Here is a 13,623-nt window from a genome sequence, read left to right on the forward strand (position 1 = left end):
GATAGAGGAAGTAAATTATGACTGACAGAATAATACAACTTTTGAAAAACTCAGGCGCAGATGCCTGGGAAGTTAAAGATAAAAGCGTCAAGGCCTGGGAGTTTTACTTTATAAGACATCAGCTTGACCAGAACAGAGTGCGCGACGTCGAGCACATAGAAGTTACCGTATACAGAAAGCTGGAGGACGGCAAATTTCTAGGAAGTGCAACTCAGGAGATAGCGCCCACTGCTTCCGATGAGGAAGCACAAAAGATCATAGCAGACCTCTATAACAGAGCTGCCTATGTCAAAAACCCTTACTTTGAACTCAACAAAAAGCCGGTCAAGGGAGGCGGAGAAAGCTTTGATCCCGCCAAGATGGCAAGAGATTTCATAGAGGTAATGCAGCAGATCCCCGAGACAAGCGGAGAGGACATCAATTCATACGAGATTTTTGCCGAGAGCTGCACAAGAAGATATGTAAACTCAGAGGGTATCGACGTTACAGTAAGCTACCCGTCTTCAACGGTTGAGGTGGTTGTAAATGCAAGAAATGACGACCATGAGATCGAGCTCTATCGCATGTACACTTCAGGAACCTGCGACAAGGAGAATCTGGTAAAAGAGATCTCGAAGACCCTGAACTTCGGAAAAGACAGACTTGTGGCCGTTCCTACACCTGCCCTGGATAAGGCAGACGTTCTTTTTACAACTTCTGATGCCGTGGAGCTCTTTAAATGGTTCGCAATGAAGATGCACGCAGCATTTAAGTATCGTGGACTTTCGGACTGGGAGAAGGGCAAGGCTATCTGCGAAAATGTTGAGGGCGATACTTTCACCGTCAAGGCGGTAAAAGAGCTTCCGAACTCTTCTTACAATGCACCTGTGGATTCACAGGGAGCAGAGATCCGTGACATGTACATCTTAAAGGACAATGTTCCGGAGAACTTCTGGGGAGATGTACAGTTCAGCTATTATCTGGGAGTGCAGGATTCTTTTATTGCAAGTAATTTTGCTGCCGAGGGCGGAGAACTCTCAGAGAGTGAGCTTAGATGTGGCAATTATCTTGAGCCTGTCGAGTTTTCCGATTTCAGCGTTGATCCGATCACAGGAGATATCGCAGGTGAGATAAGACTTGCTTACTGGCATGAGGGTGACAAGGTAACACCTGTCACCGGTGGCTCCGTTTCAGGGACTCTTTCTGACCTGATCAAAAATGTCAGACTCTCTAAAGAACTCAGCCAGTACGATACTTCGCTGATCCCAAGTGCAATAAAGATCGCTGACGTCACAGTTACAGGAGCCTGAAGACACCTTGGATAATGCTCAGTTCATGGCAAAAAATGCCAATGTATTGACAGAGCATTGACCTGCGTTGTACTATTTAAAAAACACATAAGACATTAGATAGAGGTTGCGTATTTAATGAGTAACTTCGTGGATGCTTCAGGAGCAGTTGATACGGAGCGAAAGGGAAATACGCCGAAAGGTTCAGTGCCTGTACGCTGAACGCTTGGGCATACAGTTAAGAACTGTATGACTGTCATCGCAAGATGGGGCGCTATCAATAAGCTTAATCATTATGGTTTATTTTTGTTAGGCTTTTGGCGGCTCATCAGGATTTCTGATGAGCCTTTCTTTATCTAAGGTGATCAAGAAGGAGGAAAACATGGCTATATTTAAGGGAGCAGGAGTTGCCATTGCGACTCCATTCAAAGCAAATGGAGAGGTTAATTACGAGGAGTTCGAAAGACTTATTGAATTCCAGGTTCAGAACGGAACAGATGCCATCATCGTCTGCGGAACTACAGGCGAAGCAGCAACCATGTCTGAGAAAGAGCACATGGAAGTAGTCAAGTTCTGTATCGACAAGGTAGCAAAGAGAATCCCGGTAATTGCCGGAACAGGTTCCAACTGCACAGAGACAGCAATCGAGCTTTCAAAGCTTGCGCAGGAGTACGGTGCAGACGGTGTACTTCAGGTAACTCCATACTACAACAAGGCTACTCAGGGTGGACTTATTGCTCACTTCTCAGCCATTGCGGATGCTATAGATATTCCGATCATTCTTTACAATGTGCCCAGCAGAACAGGCTGTAACATTCTGCCTGAGACAGCTGTTAAGCTTGCAAAAGAGCACAAGAACATTGTGGGAATCAAGGATGCAACAGGCAATATTTCGCAGACCATCAAGATGATGCAGCTTGCAGAAGGATGTATCGATCTCTACTCAGGAGACGATGATCAGATTGTTCCTATCATGTCTGTAGGAGGACTTGGTGTAATCTCAGTTCTTTCAAACATAGCTCCGAGACAGACTCACGAGATCTGCCAGAAGTGTCTGGACGGTGATTTTGCTGCGGCACGTGAGCTTCAGTTCAAGGCTTATCCTCTTGTAAAAGCTCTTTTCTCAGAGGTCAATCCTATTCCCGTTAAATCAGCACTTAAGATGATCGGATTTAACGCAGGGCCTCTTCGTCTTCCTCTCACAGAGATGGAGCCACAGAATCAGGAGAAGCTCAGGGAAGAGATGATAAAGTTCGGTCTGGAGGTTAAATAATGGTTAAGATGATAATGCACGGCTGCAACGGCCGTATGGGTCATGTGATCGTTGATCTCTGCAAAGAAGATCAGGATATTCAGGTTGTAGCAGGCGTTGATGCTTTTGGAGAGAGCAGCTACGACTTCCCTGTATTTAAGAGCCTTTCGGAGTGTAATGTCGATGCGGATGTAATTGTTGATTTCTCCAATGCATCTGCAGTGGACGGACTGCTTGATTTTTGCACAGCCAAGGGGGTTCCGGTAGTTCTTTGTTCAACCGGTCTTTCAGCTGAGCAGCTTGATAAGGTAAAAGAGGCTTCGGCTAAGGTTGCTGTACTCAAGTCAGCTAACATGTCAGTCGGAGTAAATGCACTGATAAAAGTGCTTAAGGAGGTTTCGCCTCTTTTTGCGGCAGCAGGATTTGATATTGAAATCGTTGAGAAGCATCACAACCAGAAGCTTGATGCTCCTTCGGGAACAGCAATCGCTCTGGCTGATTCAATCAATGAGTCTCTTAACAATGAATATGAATATGTGTATGACAGGAGCACCAGAAGAGAAAAGCGTCCTGTAAAAGAGATTGGAATCTCAGCGGTACGCGGCGGAACAATCGTGGGAGATCACGACATTATCTTTGCAGGACTTGATGAGGTTGTTACTCTTTCACACAGAGCATATTCAAGAGCTATTTTTGGAAAGGGCGCCATTCAGGCAGCCAAGTTCCTGGCAGGAAAGAGCGCAGGAATGTACGATATGAGCGATGTACTTCAGTGAGGTTTGAAAGTATATGAGATTCAGGCCCTGTATTGATATTCACAACGGCAAAGTAAAACAGATTGTTGGCGGAAGCCTTGACAGCAGGGAAAGTGCCACAGAGAATTTTGTATCTGAAAAAGGTGCTGACTTTTATGCCAATATGTACAGAGAGATGGGATTTTACGGAGGACACATAATTCTTCTTAATCCTCCGGGAAGTCCTTACTATGAACTGACAAGAGAGCAGGCTATGGCAGCTCTTAAGGCAACACCGGGACTATTGCAGATAGGCGGCGGAATAACCGATGAAAATGCTGCCGGATTCATAGAAGCCGGAGCATCACATGTTATTGTGACGTCGTTTGTTTTCAAGAACGGCAATATCAGTATCCCTTCGATAAAAAAGCTTGTGAAGGCGGTAGGCAGGGAACGTATTGTTCTTGACCTCTCTTGCAGGGAAAAAGACGGTGACTACTATATTGTCACTGACAGGTGGCAGAAGTTCACCAAGGTGAAGCTCTCTGAAGAGACGCTTGATGAACTGTCAGAGTATTGTGATGAGTTTCTGGTTCATGCAGCTGATGTTGAGGGTAAGCAGCAGGGGATTGAAGAGAACGTGGCAAGGATCCTGGGCGACTGGGGCAAGATTCCCACAACCTACGCAGGCGGTGTTAAGAGTCTTAGCGATCTTGAACTCTTAAAAGAAGTCGGAAAAGGGAAAATAGATGTGACTGTTGGCAGTGCCCTTGATATATTCGGCGGCTCCATAAAGATAGCAGACATGCAGAAAATATTCAGTAAGTAAATAGCCAAAAAAAGCCATCCGATAAAATCGGATGGCTCTTTTTATTAATCATTGTTACAATCTTGCAAATTCAAAATAAATCTATTTTAGAATAAGGCACCTTGTAGTCTGATTAATTCGCTTTAGTTACGTTGAATTAAAGCTTGTTTACGTTTACGGCCTGAGGTCCCTTTTCGCCCTGGATTACATCATACTCTACAGAAGCGCCCTCTTCGAGAGACTTGAAACCTTCCATGTTGAGTCCTGAATAATGTACGAATACATCATTTCCAGCCTCGTCAGAAATGAAGCCGTAACCCTTCTGGTTGTTGAACCACTTAACAGTACCTTTGTTCATCGTAATACCTCCACAAAAATAAAAAGATAAATATGTTACGTTGTCTATGACAACATATTTACGATATCACATTAGTACGCAAAAGTAAAGCGATTTTAGCCAAGAGAGTGGAGGGATAACAGATCGATGAAAGCCCTGTAATATCTAAAGTGTGTCTGATTCCACAGTATTGTTTTTCCGACAGTGGAAATGATGAATATACATTTTCTGTTATCTTTGTCAAAAAACCTGATATAGATTATTGAGTATGTCTCTCTTTTATCCAGGAATTCCTTGATTTTATGGGCAAAAGGCGGGAGCGTTTCGGGGCGGTTTATAACAACGAAATCGTCCAGCGCAAAGTATTGTTCCAGCTCGGGACTATCTAATATCTTTACAACGAAGTCTGTTGCAACTTTGTCGTTTATAGCATCGCTTCCTGCTGAATATCTGTGTTTAAAGGGTTCTCCTACAAACAGCATAACATTTTGGAGACCGAAGGCCTCGGCAAATTCCGACATGTACTGCTCAATGGTGCTGGCTTTGTCATGAAGGGCCATGTTGAACATTTTGACGATCACATCACCATAGGAGAGATCTCTTTCATTTATCTTTCTTGTATTCTTTTGTTTGTGCCTTATCTCTTCAAGAGTTCCGTGTTTCTCGGGTGTGTATATGATATACCTGTTTCGGCCTTTTTCCTTGGCAAGATACAGGCAGTGATCGGTGATCTCAAACAGCTCGTCGTAGTTTTCTGCGTCCTTGGGGAAAACAGCTGCACCGATGGAAACCGAAAGAGGATTGTCTTTATCAATTCCTTTATCGGGGAATGTAGCTGTTACCTTGTTTTTTATTCCCTTAAGTTTGGCTCTTAGTTCTTTTTCTGATTCTATATCATAGAGCACAACAAGGAACTCATCGCCGCCGAATCGCCCGGATATGCCATCGGTTCCAACTTCATTGGATATGATGCTGGCAATTCTTTTGACAACTTCATCACCAAACTGATGACCAAAGGTGTCGTTTACGGTCTTGAAAAAGTCTATATCTATGATTGCAAGGGCAGTGCCTTCAAGCCTTCTCTCATCAATCCTCTCTTTGGCAATTCTAAGGATATCGCTTTTTTCAAGAAGCCCGGTCATGGAATCGTGTTTGATGCTGTTTATCTTGACGGCTCCCTGATTCCTTAAGAGCTGAATATGCCCTACAACACCTTTTGTTTCTTGATCATAGAAGACAAAGGATTCATCCAGGATAGTATGTGAAACGTCCGGATCATTGTTTAAAAGATTGCCCTTTACGGTTGTGGTACTTCTGCCGACGCAGGATTTTACCTGAGTGATAAAGCTCTTTACGCTATCAATCTGATCACCCACAGCTCTTGAGAGCAGGATATGCTCAAATTCACTTAAGGAATAAAGCTTTGTCTGGAAATCGGAAACTTCTGTATTGAATACGCTGACACTTTCTTCGCCGGGGGTGAATACAAAGTAAACATCCTCATACATATCAAGCTGAGCCTGAAATATATTTATGACCCTCATTAAGGAACTGTGAGCATTAAGGAGATCGGCGGCGTCTACGATGGTGAGCCTTATGAAGTCCTCATTTTCCCTGACTGCCTTCATATAGGTGTAATACATGGTATGAGGGCAGAGAAACTTGCTGGGATACCAGTTTCCATCGCAATTCTTAATGTTATTCAGATATATATCCATGTCCTCGACAGCTATGAGCTCATTCATGGGCTTTACTGCATAATTGCCGAGCTGATCATAGATCCAGGAATCCGCAGATACTATTTTCTGGTCCTTTTTTGAGATGACTATGTCGTAAAAACTAACGTCCTTCATATATTTTCCTCATAAATGAAATAACATTAACTCTATTATATATCAAAATATGACGGTTAAAAAGCATGTGAGCTGCGGACTTTACTTTAAAGTTTTAGCGTGATAAAATATTTAAGCATGAAAGTTTTGTTGACGGAATATAGTCAACATCAAATTTAATGGTTGGAGGGACCGAAATGAACAAAAAAATCAGAACAGATGCTGTTGATCACTTGTTTGATGCAATACTCTGCCTGCAAAATAAAGAGGAGTGCTACAGCTTCTTTGAGGATCTGTGTACAGTAAATGAGCTTTTATCACTTTCACAGAGATTTGAAGTTGCTTCGATGCTAAGAGATAAAAAGACATATCTTGAGATTGCCGAGAAGACCGGAGCTTCTACAGCAACAATCAGTAGAGTAAACAGATCTCTTAACTATGGAGATGACGGATACGAGCTGGTGTTTACCAGAATGCAGGATTAAATGATGACGTTAAAAAAAGAGGCTACATTGTAGCCTCTTTTTATGTGATCATTTTTTGTTTTTCTTGTCTTTATTATCCTTATCATCTTCCTTATTTTCTTCTTTTTTCTCTTCTGAGTTTTCTTCGGAAGACTTGTCGGCAACGGCGCGCTCTTTGGCAATCTCTGCAGAACTCTTGTCAATAGATGTCATATCGCATTTGCCATGGAATACTGCGTTCTCATCAATGATGATTCCCTTGCAGGTCACATCTCCGATAACCTTGCCGGTATCACTGATCTCAACCTTCCCCTGAGGTGCGGATACATTGCCGTTTATCTCGCCTGCAACGTATGCGTTCATTGCTGAAACGGTACCTGTGATCTTGCCTTCCTGTCCTACAATAAGTGCTCCGCTGATGGTTACGTTGCCATTTACGGTGCCATCGATTCTCGTGGAATCTTTGGTGGTAAGAGGACCATCAAGGATGGCTCCGGGACCGATAATGGTTCCGACCTGTTCCAATGCAGGATCTACATTGTTTTCTTTTTTGCTTCCAAACATGAAATTCCCTCCATCTAATACCCGGGTTATCACCCGTTGATTTCTATAAGTTCCTCCGGGTCGATATACTGCTCGTTCTGTTGTATCTGATAGCCTAGCGATATGTTGTTATCAGATATAACAAAGATGATATCACCCTTATCAATGGCGGATCCTTCTGTCACAAGAGGATCGCCGCTGTTTCTGTAAATTGAGATATAACCGTTGCCATGATCGATGGTGACCATGTTTCCGAATTTGACATCGGTAGTAACTGTCTGAACAGTACCGGAACCTGATGCAATTACACTGTTTCCGGCTGCGGAATCAAATAGAACAATAGGATTGCCTGTGGCTGTATCCTTGTTGTCTTCCGTAATCTTAGTTACCTGGGTTTCGTTCGGGTCATCTAAAGCCGGTGTCATGGACGCGGTTCCTGTCAAAGGAAATCCTGTGGGAACAGCAAGTGTTTCTGCTTCCTCGGCGGAAATCTGTTCGTCTTCAATTCTCTGATTGAGTGCAGCCGAAAGCTGCTGTACCTTGGTCTCAAGCTCGTTGTTGGAAGCTTCAAGAGTGGCGCTCTCGGTAGTAAGTTCATCAATCCGGGTTTTCTGATCAAGTTCAATTGAACGAAGATGATTGATGGTAATAGCTGAGTAAATAATATAACAGATGATGGCAAGTACTATACCAAAAGCTATGTAAGCTAAAAGCTGTGTCTTAAAGTGATTGAGATGGAGCCTCTTTGTGCTTCCGTCAGAATCACCGGATATAACCATGAAAGTATAGTGCCTCTTATGTCTGTGTTTTCTGGGCTTTGTATCTTTGCTCATATAAACCTCCGCCTTAAACACTTTATTTTAACATATATGATAGGTTTTGCGCAACCAAAAGCCCGGATGCGATGATCGCACCCGGGCTCCGGTTTTTGTTGTATTTAAGAAGGTTGTTAACCGAGGATAGCTTCTACAGTGTATTCCTTAACACCTTCCTCGTAAGGAATAACATTGCCCTGAACTTCCTTGCCGTTTACAGTGAGCTTGCTGATGCCCTTCTGAGCACCATTCTGCTTAACTGAAATGTTGTAGGTTGCTCCGCGATACTTTCTTGTGATCTGGAAATCGCCGAAGTCTTCAGGTACACAAGGATTAATTGAAAGTCCGTTGTGTGTAGGATATACACCCAGAATGTACTGGGAGATGTTTACAAATGTCCAAGCTGCTGTACCTGTGAGCCAGCTGTTCTTGCCCTGACCGTGGAACTTGGCATCTCTGCCGGCAACCATCTGTGAATAAACATAAGGCTCTGTGCAGTGGATGTCGCTGATCTCTTCAACGTATGCAGGACATGTCTTCTTGTAGATATCGAAAGCTCTGTTTCCGTGGCCGAGAACTGTCTCTGCGATAGAAACCCAAGGATTGTTGTGGCAGAAGATACCTGCGTTCTCCTTGTATCCCGGTGGATATGAGCTGACTTCACCGAGTTCTAAGTGATACTTGGTATATGCGGGCTGAAGGATCATGATTCCGTACTTGGTATCAAGTCTCTCTTCAACACTCTTAAGAGCTTTCTCTGCGAGACCTTCTTCAACACCGATTCCTGCAAGAACACAGAAGCCCTGAGGCTCGATGTAGATCTGTCCCTCTTCACACTCTTTGGATCCGACCTTATTGGAGTTGGCATCGTAAGCACGTACGAACCATTCTCCGTCCCAACCTGCTGTTGTAGCAGCATCGTAAACTTTCTTGATCTCAGCTCTTGCGCGTTCTGCCTCTGCCTTGTCACCCTTGAGTTCTGCAAGCTGAGCATACTCTTCACCGTATTTAACAAACATTCCGGCGATGAATACTGACTCTGCAACAGGTCCCTCTGAAGGTCCGAAGGTCTGGAATGACTCACCGGGATGCTCAGAGAAGCAGTTGAGGTTCAGACAGTCGTTCCAGTCAGCACGTCCGATAAGAGGAAGACCATGAGGTCCCTTGTGGGTTGCTGTGAAGTCAAATGAGCACTTAAGGTGTCCCATAAGAGTCTTGGCAACGCTCATGTCGTTATCGAAAGGAACCATCTCATCAAGGATTGAAAGGTCACCTGTTTCTCTTATATATGCGCTTGTGCCTGCAATGAGCCAAAGCGGATCATCATTGAAACCTGATCCGATATCGGAGTTGCCCTTCTTGGTAAGTGGCTGGTACTGGTGATATGCACTACCATCCTGGAACTGAGTAGAAGCGATATCAATGATACGCTGTCTTGCTCTGTCGGGGATAAGGTGAACGAATCCGAGAAGATCCTGACATGAATCTCTGAATCCCATTCCACGGCCGATACCTGACTCATAGTAAGAAGCAGATCTTGACATGTTGAATGTTACCATGCACTGATACTGGTTCCAGATATTAACCATGCGGTCAACTTTCTCATTGGAAGAAGATACATGGTAGATTGAAAGGAGCTCGCTCCAGTATTTCTTGAGTTCAGCAAGAGCTGCGTCTACAGCAGCTTCGTTGTTGTACTTGGCAAGCATTGCTACAGCAGGCTTCTTGTTAACTACTGAAGGTGCTTCCCACTTGTCATCCTCAGGATTCTCAATGTAACCGAGAGTGAAGACGAAGGTCTTGGACTCGCCGGGCTTAAGATCAACGTTGATCTGATGAGCTGCGATTGGTGACCATCCGCTTGCTATTGAATTGGTGCACTTGCCTGCAGCTACTGCATCCGGGCTGTCAGGTCCGTTGTATGCACCAAGGAAATCATCACGGCTTGTATCAAAACCGTCTACCTTGGTGTTAACGCCGTAAATAGCATAGTGGTTACGACGCTCTCTGTACTCAGTCTTGTGATAGATAACGCTTCCGCCATCTGTTACCTCAACTTCACCTGTTGAAAGGTTTCTCTGGAAGTTCTTCATATCATCGTCAGCGTTCCACAGACACCACTCTACATATGAAAAGAGAGTTACCTTCGCATCGCTGCTCTTCTTATTAGTAAGAGTTACTTTTGAAACCTCACAGTTGTCCTCCATAGGAACGAAGGTAAGAACCTTGGCTTCGATATCGTTCTTGGTTGAAACCCATGTGCTGTAGCCGAGACCGTGTCTGCACTCATAACTGTCCAGAGCTGTCTTTACAGGCTGCCATCCGGGATTCCAAACAGTATCACCATCTTTAATAAAGAAGTATTTACCGTTGTTATCATAAGGAACATTGTTGTAACGATATCTTGTAAGACGCAGGAGCTTAGCATCCTTATAGAATGTATAACCTCCGCAGGTATTGGAAATAAGTGAAAAGAACTCTTTGTTGCCCAGGTAGTTGATCCATGGAAGTGGAGTCTTGGGCGTTGTTATTACATATTCAAGAGCTTTGTCGTCGAAATAGCCGTACTTCATAGGTAACCTCCTCTGTACTTAAACGTTTAAGAAAAATTCTAGGCATATTATATATGTTAATGTACAGGATTTCAACATAAAATTCAACTTTTTTACAACTCCCCAAAAGCGCATAAATACTAGGTTTACATTTACTTATGCGTATAAGCTTTGCAAAAGCCGCACGCAGAGTGCGTTTAAATCGAAAACGTTTAAAGAAAATATGAACAAACTATGGACAAACTTGGAAAAATATATGAAATGACGTTAGCAAATTTGTAAAAGACTCACAAAAATATCAAAATTGCACAAAAACTAAAAAACTCAACTTGATTTTAGAGTAATTTCGTTGTATATTGAAACTACGAAAACGATTAAGTGAGAAAACGTGAGAAAAACAGATGGCTAGACGTATTGTTTCATTGAAAGACATATCGAAGGCCTGTGGAGTGTCAATAGCAACAGTTTCCAAGGCGCTTAATGATCACAGCGACATCAGTAAGGAAACCAAGGAGAGAGTCAGAGAGATTGCTGACAAGCTCGGATATCATCCCAATGCAGCAGCTCAGGCGCTCAAGACAAACAGGTCCAATAATATCGGAGTGCTCTTTGTAGACGAAGCCAACAGTGGACTTACCCACGATTACTTCTCTCACGTGCTCGACAGCTTCAAGAAAAAAGCTGAGCAGGAAGGTTTCGACATTACCTTTATTAATGGAGACAGATCAAGATCCAACAAGATGAGTTATCTGTCCCACGCAATATACAGAGGATTTGACGGAGTGGTCATAGCCTGTGTAGAGTTTTCGGATCCGGAAGTGGATGAGCTTATTAAGAGTAACATCCCGGTGGTTACAATTGACCACACCTTCTATAACAGAATTGCAATTGTCTCTGACAATATTAAGGGAATAAGAGATCTTGTTACTTATATATATGAACAGGGACATCGGAAGATAGCATACGTACATGGACTTGAGAATACAGCAGTAACTCAGTCACGACTTACCAGTTTTTACAACACTCTACAGGATTTGGGAGTTACGGTAAGAGACGAGTACATGGTAGCAAGTCCATACAGAAATACAGAAAAAGCTTTTGAAGCTACTGCCAAGCTTTTAGAGCTTCCCGATCCGCCGACATGCATCATGTATTCTGATGATTTCGCAGCTTTCGGCGGGATGAACGCCATCAGGCAAAAGGGACTTAGGATTCCGGAAGATATATCCGTAGCAGGATATGACGGAATTGAACTTGCCAGAAGGATAAGTCCTCTGATGACAACAATAGTTCAGGATACAGATAAGATAGGAAGAGTTGCAGCAAGTAAGCTCATTGATCTTATCAACAATCCCAAGGGAACTCTCATAGAGCAGATAGTAGTAGAAGGAACCTTGGAAAAAGGCGAATCAGTCGCCAATATTAACCCGGTTTAAAATGGCTATAGCCGTTTTAAATATAACTCAAAATTCTTTTAAGAGAAAAGGGAGGTAAAAGTAGTTATGAGAAAGAAAATACTTGGCGTATTACTTTCAACAACAATGGTAGCCGGAATGCTTTCAGCATGTGGATCAGCAGCTGAGGCACCTGCTACAGAGGCACCTGCAGCAGAAGCACCTGCAGCAGAGGCACCCGCAGCTGAGACACCTGCAGCAGAAGCAGAAGCACCTGCAGCAGAAGCAGAAGCACCTGCAGCTGATGAGGGCAAGGTTCTCAATATTTCAGCATGGAACGAGGAGTTCAAGAGCCGTCTTACAGATCACTATCCTGGATATGAGGTAGTTGATGGAACAACAGGTAAGATCGGTGATGTTACAGTTAACTGGCTGATCACTCCTAACGAGGAGAATGCTTACCAGAACAGACTTGATGAGCTTCTTCTTGCACAGGATAGCGCTGCAGCAGATGACAAGATTGACCTTTTCCTTGTAGAGGCTGACTACGCAGTTAAGTACACAGATACAGATTACACAATGCCTATTAAGGACCTTGGAATCACAGATGATGAGCTCAAGGATCAGTACTCATACACACAGGCAGTTGTAACAGATTCTAACGGTGTTCTTAAGGGATCATCATGGCAGGGCTGCCCTGGTGTTATGATCTACAACAGAGCAATCGCTAAGGAAGTATTCGGAACAGATGAGCCTGCAGACATCCAGGCTAAGTTCGCTGATTGGGATAAGTTCTTCGAGTCAGCCGGTGAGCTTGACAAGGCTGGTTACGATGTAATTTCTTCAACAGCTGATACATTCCGTGTATATCAGAACAACGCTAAGCTTCCTTGGGTTAATGGAACACAGATCCAGGTTGATGACAACCTTAAGAAGTGGGTTGAGGATTCTAAGAAGCTTGCAGACGCTGGCTACTGCAACACATGGGGCCAGTGGGGCGAGGACTGGAACAAGGGATTCTATCCTGAAGGAAAGGTATTTGCTTACTTTGGACCAGCTTGGCTGATCGACTTCTGTATGGCAGCTGACGTAGAAGGCTCAGTAGCACACGATGGTGGCTGGGCAGCTACAGAGGGACCTCAGGGCTTCTACTGGGGCGGAACATGGATCTGCGCTGCAACAGGTACAGACAATGCTAACCTCGTTGCTGATATCATGAGAAAGATGACAATGGATCCTGCAGTTATGAAGGACATCGTTCTTAAGGACAATGACTTCGTAAACAACAGACCTGTTATGGAAGAGCTTGCAAACGATCCTTCTTACCAGAACGCAGTTCTTGGCGGACAGAACCCTCTTAAGATGTTCTGTGCAGGCGCTGACAACATCGACATGGCTAACCTTACAGCTTATGACCAGGGTCTTCTTGGTGACTTCCAGACAGCTATGGGCGACTACATCAATGGCAACTATGCTACATATGATGAGGCTCTTGAGCAGTTCTACACACTTGCACTTCAGAGATATCCTGAGCTTACAAGATAATTTCTGCTAAAGTGTCAGAGTTTTAAAATTAAGTTGCCTGCCGGTTTGTCCGGCAGGCAATTTCTTGAAAAATCCAAGG

At 43.8% G+C, this 13,623-nt stretch carries 12 protein-coding genes and 1 riboswitch; of the genes, 7 read left to right on the forward strand and 5 right to left on the reverse strand.

The genetic code is table 11. The features are described 5' to 3' along the window. Positions 1-17 precede the first annotated feature (17 nt). From G590_RS0107530 to hisA, 4 genes are all read left to right on the forward strand, one after another. Positions 18-1,289: a metallopeptidase TldD-related protein gene (locus G590_RS0107530; RefSeq protein WP_022765058.1), complete on the forward strand. Its 1,272-nt coding sequence runs from the start codon at positions 18-20 to the stop codon at positions 1,287-1,289. A 92-nt stretch (positions 1,290-1,381) separates the two neighbouring features. Then, positions 1,382-1,553, forward strand: a riboswitch (Lysine riboswitch). Between the two features lie 97 nt (positions 1,554-1,650). Further along, positions 1,651-2,541, forward strand: a complete 891-nt coding sequence (dapA, locus tag G590_RS0107535) for a 4-hydroxy-tetrahydrodipicolinate synthase (RefSeq protein ID WP_022765059.1) — start codon at positions 1,651-1,653, stop codon at positions 2,539-2,541. Continuing rightward, positions 2,541-3,296 (forward strand): 4-hydroxy-tetrahydrodipicolinate reductase, encoded by a 756-nt coding sequence (gene dapB, locus G590_RS0107540; RefSeq protein WP_022765060.1) that lies wholly within the window; start codon positions 2,541-2,543, stop codon positions 3,294-3,296. The genes dapA and dapB overlap by 1 nt, the downstream gene beginning before the upstream one ends. Before the next feature lie 13 nt (positions 3,297-3,309). Further along, positions 3,310-4,083: a phosphoribosylformimino-5-aminoimidazole carboxamide ribotide isomerase gene (gene hisA / locus G590_RS0107545; protein ID WP_022765061.1), complete on the forward strand. Its 774-nt coding sequence runs from the start codon at positions 3,310-3,312 to the stop codon at positions 4,081-4,083. Positions 4,084-4,219: 136 nt separating this feature from the next. On the opposite strand, the gene G590_RS0107550 is transcribed toward hisA, so the two are convergent. Both G590_RS0107550 and G590_RS0107555 read right to left on the reverse strand, forming a co-directional pair. Continuing rightward, entirely contained in the window at positions 4,220-4,420 is a 201-nt protein-coding gene (locus G590_RS0107550) for a cold-shock protein (RefSeq protein ID WP_013281837.1), read from the reverse strand. Positions 4,421-4,515: 95 nt separating this feature from the next. Continuing rightward, a complete protein-coding gene (locus tag G590_RS0107555) occupies positions 4,516-6,252 on the reverse strand; it encodes a GGDEF domain-containing protein (RefSeq protein WP_022765062.1) in 1,737 nt (578 codons plus the stop codon). Positions 6,253-6,428: 176 nt separating this feature from the next. Here G590_RS0107555 and G590_RS0107560 point away from each other — a divergent pair, with 176 nt between their 5' ends. Beyond that, positions 6,429-6,716 carry a YerC/YecD family TrpR-related protein gene (locus G590_RS0107560; protein ID WP_022765063.1) on the forward strand — a complete coding sequence of 96 codons (288 nt, stop codon included), beginning with the start codon at positions 6,429-6,431 and terminating at the stop codon, positions 6,714-6,716. Positions 6,717-6,764: 48 nt separating this feature from the next. Here G590_RS0107560 and G590_RS18760 read toward each other — a convergent pair whose 3' ends face one another. From G590_RS18760 to G590_RS0107575, 3 genes are all read right to left on the reverse strand, one after another. Next, positions 6,765-7,259: a bactofilin family protein gene (locus G590_RS18760; protein ID WP_022765064.1), complete on the reverse strand. Its 495-nt coding sequence runs from the start codon at positions 7,257-7,259 to the stop codon at positions 6,765-6,767. Positions 7,260-7,288: 29 nt separating this feature from the next. Further along, the gene (locus G590_RS0107570) at positions 7,289-8,071 is read right to left on the reverse strand and encodes a M23 family metallopeptidase (protein ID WP_022765065.1); all 783 of its coding nucleotides are present in this window, start codon (positions 8,069-8,071) and stop codon (positions 7,289-7,291) included. Between the two features lie 116 nt (positions 8,072-8,187). Continuing rightward, positions 8,188-10,626 carry a GH36-type glycosyl hydrolase domain-containing protein gene (locus G590_RS0107575; protein ID WP_022765066.1) on the reverse strand — a complete coding sequence of 813 codons (2,439 nt, stop codon included), beginning with the start codon at positions 10,624-10,626 and terminating at the stop codon, positions 8,188-8,190. Between the two features lie 392 nt (positions 10,627-11,018). Here G590_RS0107575 and G590_RS0107580 point away from each other — a divergent pair, with 392 nt between their 5' ends. Together G590_RS0107580 and G590_RS0107585 are read left to right on the forward strand one after the other, a co-directional pair. Beyond that, positions 11,019-12,041, forward strand: coding sequence for a LacI family DNA-binding transcriptional regulator (locus G590_RS0107580; RefSeq protein ID WP_026494007.1), 1,023 nt, complete (start codon positions 11,019-11,021; stop codon positions 12,039-12,041). Between the two features lie 66 nt (positions 12,042-12,107). Continuing rightward, a complete protein-coding gene (locus tag G590_RS0107585) occupies positions 12,108-13,544 on the forward strand; it encodes an ABC transporter substrate-binding protein (protein ID WP_022765068.1) in 1,437 nt (478 codons plus the stop codon). The last annotated feature ends 79 nt before the right edge of the window (positions 13,545-13,623 follow it).

Origin of the sequence: Butyrivibrio sp. XPD2006 (assembly GCF_000420865.1) — a bacterium.
Lineage (GTDB): Bacteria > Bacillota > Clostridia > Lachnospirales > Lachnospiraceae > Butyrivibrio.